This window comes from Engelhardtia mirabilis (assembly GCF_007748095.1).
Taxonomy (GTDB): domain Bacteria; phylum Planctomycetota; class UBA1135; order UBA1135.
Genome location: NZ_CP036287.1, coordinates 3,455,438 through 3,470,543, shown reverse-complemented (window position 1 = coordinate 3,470,543; position 15,106 = coordinate 3,455,438). Strand labels below are relative to the sequence as shown.

The window sequence follows — 15,106 nt, the reverse complement described above, 5'->3', positions numbered from 1 at the left end:
CTCAGCTCCGCTCGGCGTAGACGTGGCCGCCGTCGCGAGCCAGGGGCTCGGGCGGTCCGGCAGCCTGGAACTCGGCCAGGTCCTCGGCCACCAGGGGGCAGACTTCCAGGGCGGGGCTGCCTTCGATCTGTCGCTCGGGGAGCTCGTGACCGACCTCGCTGACCCAGTCGGCGAAGAGCCGGCACAGGTCGCGCCTGCTGGTGTCCGGCGAGTCGCCCCCGGATGCGTTCTTGACCGGGCTGAACTCGAGTGCGCGCTCGACTTCGAGCGTCACGCTGGTCGGACTCTTCGACAGGGCATCGAAGACGAAGGTCTCGAATTTCGCGCCGTCGACCTCGGTCGGCGCGCCGTCGTTGCCGAGCACCTGCATGCGCTTGCGCGCCACGTGCCAGGGCAACTCCAGACCGTGGCGCGTCAACTCGTCGACGAACTCGACCGCGATCGCGTGGACGGCGATGTTGCCGGCACGGAACAGGAGCTGGCCCGCTTCGTCCCGCGCATCGCGCAGCTCGCCCGGCAGGTCCGAGTACTCGATGCAGCCGAGGGAGCCGTCGATGCGCCCCAGGACGCCGACCTTCTCACCCGGATCGTTCTTGGACACGACCTTGCTCGACATGCGCGCGCCGGCCTCCACGTGCAGGCCGAGGAACAGCTCGTCCGCCGGTCGCACCAGGGGGTTGTCGACCTGGAAGTACGAGAATTGGGTGATGCCGCGCTGCGTGGCGTCGGCGAGGGCTCCCGACCGCGCCAGCGCGTCGAGGGTGCCACCGTGGCCGTTGGGCGCCAGGAAGAGCTGGCCGGGACCGGAGAGCAGGATGCGTCCTTCGAGGTCCAGGGCCGGGAGCATCGCCTGGCTGAAGAAGAACACGTCCTCCGGGGGGAACCCGAAGTGGTCGTGGCGCTCGAAGAAGGCGCGCGTGTCGGCATCGTTGGCCTGCGAGGTCATGACGTACCAACGCGGCGCGAAGCCATGCCGGCGACCGGCGGCCAAGAGGCGCGCCGCGTGCCATGCGAACAGGGGCCGATCGGTGACCGGGCCGAGGGGGAAGGCGCCCTTGGGGCCGTCGTAGCCCAGACGCGATGCTTGGCCTCCAGCCACGAGCAGGAAGCCGACACGGCCCGCTGCGAGCTCGGCAGCGCCCGTCGCGCGGGCCGCGAGGGCGCGCTCCTGTTGGTCGGCGTCACGCTCCAGGGGGAACAGCTCGGGTGGGTCGAAACTGCGCCCGTTCGCGTCGAAGCCGGGCTCGGCGAGGGTTGCTGTGAGCCGCTTCAGCAGTTCGAAGTCGACCTCCGCGAGCTGGGCCAAGAGGCCCTCCCGACCAGCTTGGTCGAGAGCCGACCAGTGGCTGAAGACGTGCCCTTGTCCGTGGGCCTCGGCGCGCTCGCGCAACTCGTTCTCGAGGTTCATCAGGGAGTTATATCGACCAGGATCTTGAGGACCCCACCGCGTGCCGCGTGCTCGAGGGCCAGGGGCGCCTGTTCGAGGGGGTAGCGTCCCTCGATCAAGGCGCGGGGGTCGAGGCGACCCTGCGCCAGAGCCGCCAGGGCCGGCTCGAACCGTCCACAGCGGGACCCGACCAGGCGGATCTCGTCCACGACCAGGGGAGCCAGGTCCAGGAGAACCGGCTCCGCGCCCGTGGTCTTCAGCACCAGGGTCCCGCGCGGCGCCGTCCAGGCTAGCGCGCGCGCGACGGCGTCGGTCCGTCCGCAGGCCTCGACCACCAGGGGATAGCGCCGCGGTGGAGGCCGATCGTCGAGGGGGCGGCTCATGTGCCGCACCCGTTCACCGGCCCAGGCTCCGCGCTCGGGGTGCCTGCCGAGCAGGTCGACGTTGATGCCGACATCCGCGAGGGCCCAGGCGCAGAGCAAGCCCAAGCGCCCATCTCCCACGACCAAGGCCCGCTCGGGGCGAGCGTCGCCCAGACAATCCAAGAGCGCCAGGGCGGCTGCCAGGGGCTCGGTGAAGGTCGCGGCATCGTCGTCGACCCCGTCCGGTACTTCGACGAGGTTGCCGTGGGGCAGCCGCAGCTCCTCGGCGAAGGCCCCGTCGCGGCCGAGGATCCCGAGCACCGACCTGGACTCACAGTGGCGAGGATCGCCGGCCCGGCAGCAGCCGCAGGTCCCGCAACCCGCGTTGATCTCCCCCACCACACGGCGGCCCTCCAGGGGACCGTCGAGGGCCAGGCCGACGAACTCGTGTCCCGGGACTCCCTTGAACCCCATGTAGCCCTGGGCCAGGGCCAGGTCCGTGGCGCACACGCCGGCCAAGAGCACCCGCACCCGAGTCTCACCCCTGACCGCTTCCGGGCGCGGGCGGCGATCGACTCGCGGCGCTCCATCACCCAGGACCAGGGCACGCATGGTCGAGTCGCTCATGGCGCAGGTGCAGGGGTTCGAGTGGGCGTTCCGCCTATGCAAGCGCCCGCCTGGTGCATCACCGGCGGGCGCCGAGCGGGGTCCCCGGCGAGACCGCCTCGAGCGGCGGTGCCCGCGGGAGAGCTGCCGATCAATCGACCGAAGAGCTCGGTGACGAGGTTGACGGCGCGGTGGACAGAGCGTCCAGCATGGACTCGATCAGGCCTACGAGCGCGTCCACGCGGCGCTCAATCACGACCTGTCGCCGAACCAGGTTCTGCACGACGGGGGGCAGGATCGCCTCCCGTGTGTAGTTGCTGATCATGTTGATGATCTCGGCGCGGTTGGCGTCAGGCAGCTTGTGGAAGTGGTAGTTGTACTTCTGGGCCAGGACTTCGTCGGCGATCTCGACGCACTCGTGGGTGACCTCCTCGATGCTCTTCTTGTCGTGTTCGACCTGGAAGACTTCCTTCTTGTACTCGTGGAGGAGCTCCTGGAACTTCCTGTGCAACGTGCTGATCTCCGTTGATTGGTTTTGGCGCGCCAGAGGGGCGAGCCGGATGGTCCGGATCAGATCCGGTGTACGGCGAGCAGGCGGTGCCGGGCGTCATCCGGGGGGGGAGGCCACGGGGCGCTGCCCGGCGATCGTCGGTTCGAGCATACAGCACCACACCGCCACGTAAAGCGACCTCGCGGTCGGCTTTTAATGCACTGGATCAGGAAGGCGGCGGTGCTCGCCGCGGATCCTGGTAACCGAAGTGGGCCAGGCGAGCCGACGACGCTCGGCCCGCCGCTGCGCCCAGCCCCGGGAGGTGCCGTCGAGGTTCTGATCCAGGACACGTGCCCGCCCCGGATGGTCCGGTGCCCGGCGCGCCCGCTGAGGACAGCTGCTGTGCCCCTGTCGATCGCGAGCGGAAGGACCGGTGCCCGAACGTGCGCTGGGCGCCCCGACCTTCTGGCGTGGGGCGCCCAGCACTGGGCGAAGGTGCTTTTGGACGGGCGAGCCCATCGCCCATGTACGGACTGACCCTGGCTGATCAGCTGTCGAGCTGGCCGATGCAGATCGAGACGTTGTGCCCGCCGAACCCGAGGGAGTTCGAGAGGGCATTGCGAACCTTCAGCTCCCGCGCTGAGCCGGGCACGTAGTCCAGGTCGCAGACCGGATCGGGCGTCGTGTAGTTGCGCGTCGGGTGCACCACTCCGTGATGGATACTGAGCGTTGTCGCCACCAGCTCAACGGCCGACGACGCGCCCAAGAGGTGTCCGATCATCGACTTGGTCGACGAGATGGCCAACTTCCGCGCACGGTCTCCGAAGGCCGCCTTGATGGCGTTCGTCTCCATCGCGTCGTTCAGCGCCGTGCTCGTGCCGTGGGCATTGACGTAGTCCACCGTCTCGGGATCGACCCCTCCGGACTTCATGGCCAGGCGAATCGCCCGGGCCGGTCCGGAGCCGTCTTCCTTCGGGGCCGTGATGTGGAAGGCGTCGTCAGTGGAGCCATAGCCCTTGACCTCGGCGTAGATCCGGGCGCCGCGCGCGCGGGCATGTTCGAGTTCCTCGAAGACCAAGATCCCAGCGCCATCGCCCATGACGAAACCGTCGCGCTCCTTGTCGAAGGGACGCGAGGCCGAGGCCGGGTCGTCGTTGCGGGTCGAGAGGGCCCTGGCCGAGTTGAAGCCCGAGACCGACAACGGCGTCGTCGCCGACTCCGCCCCGCCGGTCAGGACCAGATCGGACTCCCCAGCCCGAATCGACATCAGGGCCATCCCGATGGAGTGACCTGAGCTGGCACAGGCTGACGAGGTCGTGAAACAGGTTCCCATGAGCCCGTGCTCGATGGCCACCTGACCACTGACCGCGTTGGCCATGATCTTCGGGATGAAGTGCGGGCTAACTCGGCGGGGTCCGCGCTCCAGGAGCTGCAGGTGCTGCTCCTCGATGCCGGTGATCCCACCGATCCCGGTGCCGATGATGCACCCGTAGCGCTCCCGGATCGCGGGATCGACCGACGCGAAGTCGAGCCCTGCATCACGGACCGCCTCCCGTGATGCGCGCAGGGCGTACATCGTGAAGGGGTCGAGCTTGCGGGTGTCGGGACCGACGAAATCGACGCTGGTGTCGTAGTCGACGTGCCCCGAGAACCGCACCGGGATGTCGGTGGTGTCGAAGAAGTCGATCTCGCGGATGCCGTTCTCACCCGCGACCATTCGCCGCCAGGAGGTCTCGACGTCCGGTCCAAGGGCGTTGACGGTGCCCAAGCCGGTGATCACTACGCGGCGCATGTTTCGTTCTCCGAAATCGGATCGATAGCGAGTCCCACGGCGGAACGGACGGAGCCACCTGGGTGGCCCGTTCAGGGACGCCGAGCGAGCCTCGCTCGAGTTGTCGAGGAGCCCGAACGCGCCGTCGACAGACGGCTGGCGCGCGGGCTCCCCAGCGGGCTCAGGACTTGGATCCGATGTACTCGATCGCGTTGCCGACGGTCTGGATCTTCTCGGCGTCTTCGTCGGGGATCGAGATCTCGAACTCGTCCTCGAATTCCATGACCAGCTCGACCGTGTCGAGCGAGTCCGCGCCGAGGTCATTCACGAAGGATGTCTCGCGCGAGATCTTGTCGGGGGTGGTCCCCATCTGGTTGCAGACGATCTTCTTGACGCGGTCTTCGACCGACTCCGTGCTGTTGGTCACCTTGGACTCCTGTGGTGGCTCTTGGCCCGGGCCCCACGCAGCGCAGTGCTAGGCGGAGGGTCGGGGTGTGTGGCGCGGTGGCGCCCGGGGAAGGATAGTCGAGGCATGCCCGGCGGGCGCCCCAGCACCGATCCGAAGGATCGGTGCGCTGTTCGTTCAGGGTTGGTTCGATCGGGTCGTCTCGAGCCAGGATAGATCGATCCTGGAAGGAGTGAGTCTTGGGGGCGTCGGGAGGGACCCGCTGTCCCGCTGAGGACGCTGCTCGCGGAGGACTCTAGAGGCTTCGGTCGGGATTCTGGAACCCCAGCGAGGGATTCTAGAGACTCAGCCCCCCATCTACGACAAGGGTCTGTCCTGTGATGTAGTCCCCACCGGGGCCCGCCAGGAAGGCCACGGCAGCCGCGATCTCCTCGGGAGCGCCGACCCGGCCCAGGGGGATGCTGTCCTTGAGGCTGGCCGCAGCCTGTTCGTCGATGGCGGCAGTCATGTCGGTGGCCACGAATCCGGGCGCCACGGCATTGACTCGAACTCCGCGACCGGCGAGTTCCTTGGCGGCCGAACGGGTCAAGCCCAGGATCCCGGCCTTGCTCGCCGCGTAGTTGGCCTGGCCCGCGTTGCCGGTAATCCCGACCACGCTGGCGATGTTGATGATGCGACCCCCACCGGCCTTCATCAGGGGTCGGGTTGCCGCCTTGAGGAAGTTCCACGTCCCCTTGAGGTTGACACCGATGACCCGATCGAAGTCCTCCTCGGTCATCCGCAGGAGCAACTGATCACGGGTCACGCCGGCGTTGTTGACCAGAATGTCCAGGCCGCCGCGGGCCTTGACGATCTCCCCCACCAGTGCCGTGACGGCCGCGTGGTCGGCAACGTCGACGCCGTGCGCGGTGGCCTCCACGCCGAACTCGCTACACAGGCCCACGGTCTCCTCGCAGCGCTCCGCCGAGGTGGCGATGCAAGCTACCGAGGCGCCGGCTCGGGCCAGGTCGAGGGCGATCGCTCGCCCGATACCGCGCGATGCGCCGGTCACGATCGCGACCTTGCCAGCGAGGGGACGTGCTTGCTTGTCTTCGGTGTCGGTCACTTGCAGGGTGGGGAAGGGGGCGTCGGGCCCCTGGTCGATCGGTCAGGGAGCTTACGGGGGGCGATGATAGGTCGGTCTCAGAAGCCCTTCAAACCCGGTCCGGATGGGGTCGGCCGGAGGTCCTCGGCCTTCCGAAGCGGAAAGGTGTCCCCTCGAGCAGGCTGCCAGAGGGAGCTCCCGAAGGGCCCTCAGGCCGTCTCGGCGTCCTCGGGGTGGGCAGCAGACCGCACGGTCGCGCCCCGGTCGATCTTCTTCATGAGGCCGGCCAAGACCTGACCGGGTCCGGGCTCGAGGAACTGGGTGTGCCCCTGCCCGAGGGCCCAGCGCATGCTCTGTTCCCACAGCACCGGCGAGCAGACCTGGTTGGCCAGGTGGCTCACGATCTGCCCCGGGTCACTCACGGGGGCTCCGGTGACGTTCGTGACGAAGGGGATCCGCGGAGCCTGGACCGTCACCTCGGCGAGGGCCGCCGCCAGGCGGTCTGCTGCGGGGCGCATGCACTCCGAGTGAAAGCCGCCGGCCACGTTCAGCCGCATCGCGCGTCGGACGCCGTGGTCGGAGGCATGGGACTCGACGATGTCGAGCGCGGCGAGCTCCCCGGAGACCACGACCTGGCCCGGACAGTTCAAGTTGGCCACCGAGCAGATTCCCGCCTCGGCTCCCATGGCCGCGAGCTTCTCGGCGACGGCCAAGTCCGCGCCGATCAGGCTCGTCATCGACGAGGGCGTGGCTTCACTCGCAGCCTGCATGGCCTCTCCACGGAGCCGCACGAGGCGCAAGGCATCTTCGAAGGACAGCGATCCGGCGACCCAGAGGGCTGTGTACTCGCCCAGGCTCAAGCCTGCCGTCATCGAAGCCGAACCGAGTTCCAGCCCGTTGTCGGAGAGGACCGTCAAGATCGCGGCGCTGGTCGTGAAGATCCCGGGCTGGGCGATGTCGGTACGATGAACGTCCACACCGCCATGGAAGCACGCTTCTGTCAGGGCGAATCCAAGCACCCCGTCCGCCCGGTCGAACAAGTCGCGCGCCTTGGGGTAGGCCTCGTACCAGTCCTGGCCCATTCCGGGAAACTGCGCCCCCTGACCGGGGAGGATGATCGCTTCATTCATGGTCATGCGCGGACGGTGGAGTAGTGCGCTACTGGCAGTGGATGGTGGCGGACGAGTCAGATGGAATCGGTCATGCTCCAGCGGCCGGCGACGCGCCTACCAGCGCAGCCGACGGCGGGACGTCTTCCGGTGCAGCGGCCGGATGGGCGCCTACCGGTGCAGCGGCCGGATGGGCGCCTTCCGGTGCAGCGGATCGCTGGTCGCCCATGGCGTAACAGCCGCCCGGACTTCTACCAGCGCAGCAAGCTCGCGCCCCAGGTCATCCCTGCACCGAATGCGACCAGGACGACGTACTTGCCCGATTCGATGCTGCCGGCGCGGACGGCCTCATCCAGGGCGATTGGAACCGTCGCGGCGGAAGTGTTGGCGTAGTGCTGGATGTTGACGATGACTTTCTCGTCGGTACGCCCCAGACGGTCCAGGGCCGCATCGATGATCCGGCGGTTGACCTGGTGTGGAACGATCAGGCCCAGCTCCTCCTCCTCGATGCCCTCCAGCATCTCGCCGATCAGCTCAGCCATCTTGACCGTGGCGAAGCGGAAGACGTCGCGACCCTTGAGGTGGATCAGATGATCGCCGTTGGCCAGGCCCTCGGGGCTCGGCGGCTGCTTGGAGCCAGTGCCTGGAATGATGATGAAGTCGAACTTCTCACCGTCGGCGCCGAGCTTGGTCTTGATGATCTCGCCGCGCTTGCACTGGTCGAACGGCGTGAGCACGGCGGCTCCTGCGCCATCGCCGAACAGGACGCAGCTTCCGCGGTCGGTGTAGTCCAGGAAGCGCGAAAGGGTCTCAGCTCCGATCGCTAGGGCGCGTTGAGCCTTGCCTGTGGCGATCATCGCCTCGGCGACGTGGGTCGCGTTGAGGAAGCCGGTGCAGGCGGCGGATACGTCGAATGCCGCCGCGTTCTTGCACCCCAGGGCGTCCTGGACCATGCAGGCCGTCGACGGCATCTGGTAGTCCCCGGTCAGGGTCCCCACCACGACCAGGTCCAGGTCCTTGGGGTCGATGGAAGCAGCCTCGCAGGCGCGCTTGCCAGCCTCGATGCACATCGTCGACGTGGTCTCGCCTTCGGATGCGAAGCGCCTTTCGCGAATGCCCGTGCGCTGGACGATCCACTCATCGGAGGTATCGAGGAATCCCTCGAACCACGAGTTGGGAACGACGCGGTCGGGGAGGTACGAGCCGGTTCCTGCGAACCCTACGGGGCGAATTCCTGCCATGGACATGTCTCCGGTGACCGCTCTCGCGGGCGAGGCCAGATCCTACTGGCTCGGCCCCTCTGAACCCATGGGCGAGAGCCGTCAACGGGACGATCCTCGATCCGCGTCCGCTCCGATGGCTCGATGGAGTCCGTGACCCTGGTGAGGCCCGATGCGCCTAGCACCTGGTTGTGGGTCGACACCCTGCCGACGGGACGTCCGCGGGCTCGGGCCCGGCCGTCGCTCCGCACCTGACTCGCAGGGCCCGGCGCACGACCCTCAGATCGCCGCGGGGTCGCCAGCGATGCCCTTGACGATCAGGGCATTGACCCCAGCATCGACCGTCCGGGCAGCTACGGCGAGGGCGTTGGCGACCGCGGACTCGTCCGACCGGCCGTGGCCGATCACCACCACCCCGCGTACACCCAGCAGCAGGGCGCCGCCGTACTCGGAGTAGTCGATCTGCCGCTTCAGCCGACCGAGAGCCTCGCCGCCCCAGGCCGCATGGTGCTCGCTCAGCTCTCGCCTCATCAAGCCGAAGAGGAAGCCGGCAAAGCCCTCCATCAGCTTGAGCACGATGTTGCCGGTGAATCCATCGGTGACGAGCACGTCCGCCCGATCGATGAACAGCTCGCCCGGCTCGACGTTGCCGACGAACTCGAGGCCTGAGCTCGCGAGGAGTCCGTACGCCTCCTTCAGCAGGTCGGTGCCCTTGCCCGATTCCTCACCGATGTTGAGCAGGCCTACTCGCGGCGAACCGACCCCGAGTCCGTGTTGGGCGTAGGTCGCCCCCATCAGACCGAACTGCAGCAGGTGCTCCGGCTTGGGAGCGACGTTGGCCCCCATGTCGAGCAGGGTCAACGGCCGACCAGTCAACTCGATCGTCACCGCGATGGCTGGACGCCTGACTCCCTCGAGGGTCCCCAGACCTATCGTGGAAGCTCCCACGACGGCCCCGGTGTTGCCCATGCTGACCACGGAGGCGGCCTCCCCGCTGCGAACCGCAGCGACGCAGCCTCCGATCGAAGAATCGGGCTTCGAGCGCAGCGCGGTGGCTGGCGAGTCCCCCATCTCGATGACCTCGGAGGCGTGCCGAATCGAGAAGCCTGGGTTGCCGCCCATCTCGTTCAGGCCGGACTCGATCCTGGCCCGGTCACCGACCAGCAGGATGCGCTCGGGCGCGAGGGGGGCCGCCACGTGTGACGAGCAAGCGCGAACAGCCCCGCGGAGGATCACCTCGGGGGCCTCGTCGCCGCCCATCGCGTCAAGTGCGATGCGTGCGTCGGTCATGTTCGCGGCCAAGTTACAGCGCGTCGAGGGGGGGGCCAGGGCCGCCACACTCTCGGAGTGGGACGAGGACGGTGAGATCTGTCTCCGTGCCGGTCGACCTTGACGACCGCACATCGGCTCAGACCGCGATCGATCTAGAAGTCCTCTTTTTCGAGGACGTCACGACCCTGCTTGTCGGCGCCCTTGGCAAAGCCGTACCAGCCGCAGTTGTCACACACGTGGTGCGGACGGATCGGGGCCCCGCAGTGGGCGCAACTGTTCAGTTGCATCTCGGCCAGGCCAAGGTGCGATCGCCGGATGCCCTGGCGGTGGGTGGACTGACGACGTTTGGGGTGTGCCATGACGGATCCTGTGGGCCGCGGAGGGTCCGCAGCAGGTGGGACGACGGACAGGTGGGGCGAGGGGCGTGTGGGACGCCAGAGCCCAGTGCGCGACCCTACGGGGCGCCCGAGCTTGGCCGGTTTGTAGCGTCGTCGCGAGCGTCCGAAGGTCCCGGAGGGCTCTGGAAGACCTTCTCCCGCTGCGGCGAAGCGCGCAGATTACGCAGGGGGGGGGCCCCCGTCAATCGACCTGGGCCGACGGTGCGGGGTCCGCGGCGCCCGATCGGGACCAGCAGCGCCCACCCTAGTGTCCTGGATCAGAAATTCGGCGCCACTTCCCGGGCTCCGATCGCCGCTGGCGTCGTTGCGCCTCCTCCGAGTATCGCAGCGGATACGCGTCGTCGGCGCGCCTAGCCAGCATCGATCGGACCTCCGGGCAGTGACGCCGAATTTCTGATCCAGGACACTAGTGGGGTGAGTCAAAGCTTCGACTCATTTGTTTGCCTGGAACGAATGGCGCTCGCTGTGTCGCAGTAGCGGCGGAGGCTGGCGAGGATCTGGTCTGCGGTCTTGGTCCAGACGTACGGCTTCGGCTCGTCGTTGTGGGCATCGATGAACGCCCTCACGTCCTTCTCGAGCGCAGCCGTACTTCGATGGACGCCGCGCTCAGTCACTCGCCGGGAGACGATCGAGAACCAGCTCTCGACGAGGTTGAGCCAGGACGACGTCGTCGGCGTGAAGTGCACGTGAAATCGGGGTCGGCGTAGCAGCCACCGCTTCACGGCTGGCGTCTTGTGCGTGGCGTAGTTGTCCATCACGAGGTGGACGTCCAGCTCCTTGGGCACGGACTGCTCGATCTCGCCCAGGAACTTCAGGAACTCCTTCGACCTGTGTCGACGGAAGCACTTGCCGATGACTCGCCCCGTGGCGATGTCGAGCGCTGCGAACAGCGACGTCGTCCCGTGGCGCACGTAGGTATTCGAGCGTCGCTCCGGGTGCGTCGGCGTCATCGGCAGCAGGGGCTGAGTGCGATCCAGTGCCTGCATCTGGGACTTCTCGTCGACGCAGAGCACGAGCGCATTGTCCGGAGGGCTCATGTACAGGCCCACGATGTCCCGGACCTTCTCGACGAACTGAGGGTCGCGGGACAAGGAGAAGGACTCGCTGCGGTCTGGACGAAGGCTGAAGGCCTTCCAGATCCGCGCCACAGCGCTCTGAGACAATCCGAGCTCGTTCGCGACTTGGCGGGAGCTCCAGTGGGTCCCGGTTTTCGGCTTACGGTGGAGCGTCATGTCCACGACGCGGGCGACATCGTCATCTGAGACGCTCCTCGGCCGTCCAATCCGAGGCTCGTCGTACAGCGCGTCCAGACGCTCCTTCACGAATCGGCGACGCCAGCGACCAACGGTCTGAAAGTGCAGCCCCAACTCGTCGGCGACATCGGTATTGTCCAGCCCCTTCGCACAGCGAAGGATGGCGCGCGCCCGCACCGCCACTGCCGCAGGCGTCGAGCGACGCCGAACCAGCCGATTCAACTCCGCGCGCTCCTGCTCGGACAACACGAGCTTCGCCTTCGGCCGTCCCATCTTGGTCGTCATGATGCAACCATCGGCGCGGCCGAGCCCGACTTGCCCGAAACTTGCAACTTATTAGTCGAATCTTTGACTCGCCCCACTAGGTCGGTCCCAGGGGGGGCGCCGGTCCCGCGCGGATGGATCGAGCCGGTCGCGTCAGTCGCCCAGGCTCGCGCGGATCGACGCGAGCACTGCGTCGACGGCCGCCGAGACACCGGCCGGATCGTCGCCCTGGCCCTGGGCCGAGTTGGCCCTCCCACCACCGCCGCCACCAATGTGGACCTTGGCGGCCTTGGCCAACTCACCCGCCGCAAGCCCGGCCTCCAGGGCCTTGCCCTCGCAGAGGATCAGGAAAGGCACCGAGTCGCCCTCGCGACCGAAGACGGCCGCAGCCAGGTCGGCGGCGGAGCCCTTGAGGCGGCTGCCCAGGTCGCGCAGGGCATCGCGCCCGAGGTCGGGGATGGATACCGCGCCGCTGAGCACTCCGGAGCGTTCTGTCAGGCCGGCCCGAACTTGATCGAAGAGGGCGCCCACATCGGCCTTGTCCGCCGCGGACTTGGCCTTCTTGGCCTCCTTGAGCTGGGCCTGCAAGGCGGAGATCCGGTCGATGAGCTCCTCTGGCGCGACCTTCAAGGCCTGGGAAGCACCTTGGAGCACTCGACGCTGGTCCTGGATCAGTGCGACGGCCGCCGTACCCGTGACCGCCTCGACTCGCCGCACGCCGGCCTGGATCGCCCGCTCGGCCACGATCACGAATGGTCCGATGTCGCCGCCAGCGGAGACGTGGGTGCCCCCGCAAAGTTCGGTCGACCAACCACCCACGTCGACCACCCGTACGCGGTCGTCGTACTTCTCGCCGAACAGCGCCACGACGCCCCGATCCTTTGCCGCTTCCAGGTCCTCGACGGTGGTCGCGACGGTGGCATTGGCGAACACCTGGGCGTTGACCTTCGCTTCGATCTCGTCGAGCTGATCTCGGCTGATCCCGCGAGGATGGGAGAGGTCGAATCGAAGGCGTTCAGGCCCGACGTAGCTGCCCTGCTGGGTGACATGGTCGCCGAGCACCTCGCGCAAGGCCTTGTGCAGCAGGTGCGTCGCAGTGTGGTTCCGGCGGATGCTCGCGCGACGCTCCTGGTCCACGGAGGCGATCACGGCGGCACCCTGCTGGGCACTGCCTGACAGGGTTCCGACGTGGGCGACGACTGAGCCGAGCTTCTGCGTGTCCTCGACGGTCAGCACGAAGGAGCCGTCGACGGCCCGCAGGACTCCCGTGTCCCCCACTTGCCCCCCGGACTCGGCGTAGAAGGGGCTGCGGTCGAGAACGGCTATGGATCTTCCTCCGGCGCTGTTGACGAGGCGTAGCAGCTTGGCCTTCAGCTCGACCGATTCGCCGCCGTGACGATCGCCAGACCCATCTCCGGATCGGTGGCCAGACCCAGCTCGGGATTGGTGGTAGGTGCTTTCGGTCGCAGGAAGTCCATCGAGCTGCTCCGCGCTCAGGAGCTGGGTGAACTTGCCCTCGGAACGGCTCGCATCCTGGTGCGCGCTCTCGGCCGCATCCCACTCAGCCTGGTCAACCGAGAGACCGCGCTCGCGTGCCATCAAATCGACGAGGTCGCGCGGGAATCCGTAGGTGGCGTAGAGCTCGAAGGCCTCCTTGCCGGCGATGGACCCCTTGCCGCTGGCCCCGACCTTGCCTGCGAGCTCCTCGAAGCGGACCAGCCCCCGACCAAGGGTCGCCCCGAAGGCCTCTTCCTCGGACCGGACCAGTAGCTGGATATGCTCGATCCGCGCCGAGACTTCGGGGAAGGCCTGGCCCAGCACCTTGGACACCGTGGGCACCAGATCCGTCAAGAACGGCTGTTCGATCCCCAATGCCTGGCGGCCAAAGCGGGCCGCGCGACGGATCAAACGTCGCAGCACGTAGCCCCGGCCGACATTGCTGGGCAGTGCGCCATCGGCGAAGGCGCAACTGACCGCACGCACGTGGTCGGCGATGACGCGGAAGGCGATGTCCTTCTCTCCGGCCGAGCCGCCGTACCGGTGCCCGACAATGGCTGTCAGCCGTTCGAAGATCGGCGTGAACAGGTCGGTGTCGTAGTTCGAGAGCTTGCCTTGCAAGACCGAGAGCACACGCTCGAAGCCCATCCCCGTGTCCACGGACTTCGCCGGGAGGGGCTTCAGCGAGCCGTCGTCCATGCGGTTGAACTGCATGAAGACGAGGTTCCACAGCTCGATGAAGCGCTCGTTGCCGGCGTTGACTCCGGCCACGGGGTCGGCGCCAACCATCGGGTCGGAGCCTGGCTCACCGCGATCGATGTGGATCTCGCTGCACGGCCCGCAGGGGCCCGTGTCACCCATCTCCCAGAAGTTGTCGCCCTTGCCGAATCGCAGGACATGGCTGTGGTCGATGTCCGTCAGGGTCTTCCAGAGCTCCTCGGCTTCCTCGTCGGCCGGCAGTCCATCAGCCTCGTCGCCGCCGAAGACGGTTACCCACAGGCGATCCTTCGGCAGACCCCACTTCTCGGTCAACAGCTCCCAGGCCCAGACGATGGCGTCGCGCTTGAAGTAGTCCCCGAAGGACCAGTTCCCGAGCATCTCGAAGAAGGTGTGGTGGTAGGTGTCCACCCCCACTTCCTCGAGGTCGTTGTGCTTGCCCGAGACGCGGATGCACTTCTGGGTATCCGCCGCCCGCGTGTAGTCCCGGGTACCGGTCCCCAAGAAGACGTCCTTGAACTGGTTCATCCCCGCGTTCGTGAACAGCAGGGTCGGGTCGTCCTGGGGGAAGACCGGGCTCGAGGGGACGACGCGGTGGCCGCGCTCCTCGAAGTACTCGAGGAATTGGCGTCGGACTGCGGCCGCGCTGCGATCGGAGGACATGGTCGAAATCGGGTTCCGGGATGAGAGTCGGGCTTGTCCAAGGAGGCCCCGCCAGATGGCCGGATCCGCGGGTGGGTCCAGCTGCACGGGCGGAACAGGTTAGCGGGGGCCACTCCTCGGCCGAAAGGACTGGCCGCCGGCCTCCGGCAGTTCACGGACCGATCCCCCTGCTATCCCGGTGCGCCAAGGGCGCTCTCGAGGCCGCTCAGGGGGCTCGGGAAGGGGACCGCGAGACTCGAGGGCAAGGGCCAGGGCTTCGACGGCCGAGGCTCCACCAAGCAGCGTGATTCCTTGACCCCAGAGCAGGGAGACTTCACAGCCTGGAGCGGCACTGCCGAGCTTCGGCCCCCCGGCGAGAAGACCGCCGGGCGAGATTGCCGCCGGGCGAGATTGCCGCCGGGGGAGATTGCCGCCGGGCGCCGTTGCCGTGCTGGCAAGGACCCCGGCGGTCCGACAACCCCGAAGGTCCGTCAGGCCTTGGCGGCAGCCGCTGCGCGGCCGTTGCGGCCAGAAGCCGTCGTCGGCGCAGACTCGTCGGAGTCCTCGGCCGACTCACCGTCAGCCGACTCACCGTCAGCCGACTCACCGTCAGCCGACTCACCGTCAG

Annotated in this window: 12 protein-coding genes; all 12 read right to left on the bottom strand. The window is 67.7% G+C overall.

The annotated features are described in order from the left end of the window. Position 1 precedes the first annotated feature (1 nt). The gene (locus Pla133_RS12765; protein WP_145065795.1) at positions 2-1,408 is read right to left on the bottom strand and encodes a UTP--glucose-1-phosphate uridylyltransferase; all 1,407 of its coding nucleotides are present in this window, start codon (positions 1,406-1,408) and stop codon (positions 2-4) included. Continuing rightward, the gene (locus tag Pla133_RS12760; protein WP_419191480.1) at positions 1,408-2,376 is read right to left on the bottom strand and encodes an alcohol dehydrogenase catalytic domain-containing protein; all 969 of its coding nucleotides are present in this window, start codon (positions 2,374-2,376) and stop codon (positions 1,408-1,410) included. Before Pla133_RS12760 ends, Pla133_RS12765 begins: the two co-directional genes overlap by 1 nt. Before the next feature lie 130 nt (positions 2,377-2,506). Beyond that, entirely contained in the window at positions 2,507-2,866 is a 360-nt protein-coding gene (locus tag Pla133_RS12755) for a hypothetical protein (RefSeq protein WP_145065793.1), read from the bottom strand. Between the two features lie 526 nt (positions 2,867-3,392). Next, entirely contained in the window at positions 3,393-4,637 is a 1,245-nt protein-coding gene (gene fabF / locus Pla133_RS12750; protein ID WP_145065791.1) for a beta-ketoacyl-ACP synthase II, read from the bottom strand. A 160-nt stretch (positions 4,638-4,797) separates the two neighbouring features. Beyond that, a complete protein-coding gene (gene acpP, locus Pla133_RS12745) occupies positions 4,798-5,043 on the bottom strand; it encodes an acyl carrier protein (protein WP_419191479.1) in 246 nt (81 codons plus the stop codon). 316 nt (positions 5,044-5,359) lie between these two features. Further along, positions 5,360-6,127, bottom strand: coding sequence for a 3-oxoacyl-[acyl-carrier-protein] reductase (gene fabG / locus Pla133_RS12740; RefSeq protein WP_145065789.1), 768 nt, complete (start codon positions 6,125-6,127; stop codon positions 5,360-5,362). Between the two features lie 188 nt (positions 6,128-6,315). Beyond that, complete coding sequence (locus Pla133_RS12735) at positions 6,316-7,236, bottom strand: ACP S-malonyltransferase (RefSeq protein WP_419191478.1); 921 nt, start codon at positions 7,234-7,236, stop codon at positions 6,316-6,318. Positions 7,237-7,466: 230 nt separating this feature from the next. Beyond that, on the bottom strand, positions 7,467-8,456 hold the full coding sequence (locus tag Pla133_RS12730; protein WP_145065785.1) for a beta-ketoacyl-ACP synthase III: 990 nt from the start codon (positions 8,454-8,456) through the stop codon (positions 7,467-7,469). A 258-nt stretch (positions 8,457-8,714) separates the two neighbouring features. Beyond that, the gene (gene plsX, locus Pla133_RS12725; RefSeq protein WP_419191477.1) at positions 8,715-9,725 is read right to left on the bottom strand and encodes a phosphate acyltransferase PlsX; all 1,011 of its coding nucleotides are present in this window, start codon (positions 9,723-9,725) and stop codon (positions 8,715-8,717) included. A gap of 134 nt (positions 9,726-9,859) precedes the next feature. Beyond that, on the bottom strand, positions 9,860-10,066 hold the full coding sequence (gene rpmF / locus Pla133_RS12720; RefSeq protein WP_145065781.1) for a 50S ribosomal protein L32: 207 nt from the start codon (positions 10,064-10,066) through the stop codon (positions 9,860-9,862). Between the two features lie 458 nt (positions 10,067-10,524). Continuing rightward, positions 10,525-11,631: an IS630 family transposase gene (locus Pla133_RS12715; RefSeq protein WP_145070891.1), complete on the bottom strand. Its 1,107-nt coding sequence runs from the start codon at positions 11,629-11,631 to the stop codon at positions 10,525-10,527. A gap of 144 nt (positions 11,632-11,775) precedes the next feature. Beyond that, complete coding sequence (gene alaS / locus Pla133_RS12710) at positions 11,776-14,499, bottom strand: alanine--tRNA ligase (protein WP_145065779.1); 2,724 nt, start codon at positions 14,497-14,499, stop codon at positions 11,776-11,778. Between the last annotated feature and the right edge of the window lie 607 nt (positions 14,500-15,106).

Excerpts from the sequence above, each read along its gene's own strand:
- Pla133_RS12765 (WP_145065795.1), bottom strand. The coding sequence starts at position 1,408 with ATGAACCTCGAGAACGAGTTGCGCGAGCGCGCCGAGGCCCACGGACAA.
- Pla133_RS12715 (WP_145070891.1), bottom strand. The coding sequence starts at position 11,631 with ATGGGACGGCCGAAGGCGAAGCTCGTGTTGTCCGAGCAGGAGCGCGCG.
- fabF (WP_145065791.1), bottom strand. The coding sequence starts at position 4,637 with ATGCGCCGCGTAGTGATCACCGGCTTGGGCACCGTCAACGCCCTTGGA.
- plsX (WP_419191477.1), bottom strand. The coding sequence starts at position 9,725 with ATGACCGACGCACGCATCGCACTTGACGCGATGGGCGGCGACGAGGCC.
- alaS (WP_145065779.1), bottom strand. The coding sequence starts at position 14,499 with ATGTCCTCCGATCGCAGCGCGGCCGCAGTCCGACGCCAATTCCTCGAG.
- Pla133_RS12735 (WP_419191478.1), bottom strand. The coding sequence starts at position 7,236 with ATGAATGAAGCGATCATCCTCCCCGGTCAGGGGGCGCAGTTTCCCGGA.
- Pla133_RS12760 (WP_419191480.1), bottom strand. The coding sequence starts at position 2,376 with ATGAGCGACTCGACCATGCGTGCCCTGGTCCTGGGTGATGGAGCGCCG.
- Pla133_RS12730 (WP_145065785.1), bottom strand. The coding sequence starts at position 8,456 with ATGGCAGGAATTCGCCCCGTAGGGTTCGCAGGAACCGGCTCGTACCTC.
- rpmF (WP_145065781.1), bottom strand. The coding sequence starts at position 10,066 with ATGGCACACCCCAAACGTCGTCAGTCCACCCACCGCCAGGGCATCCGG.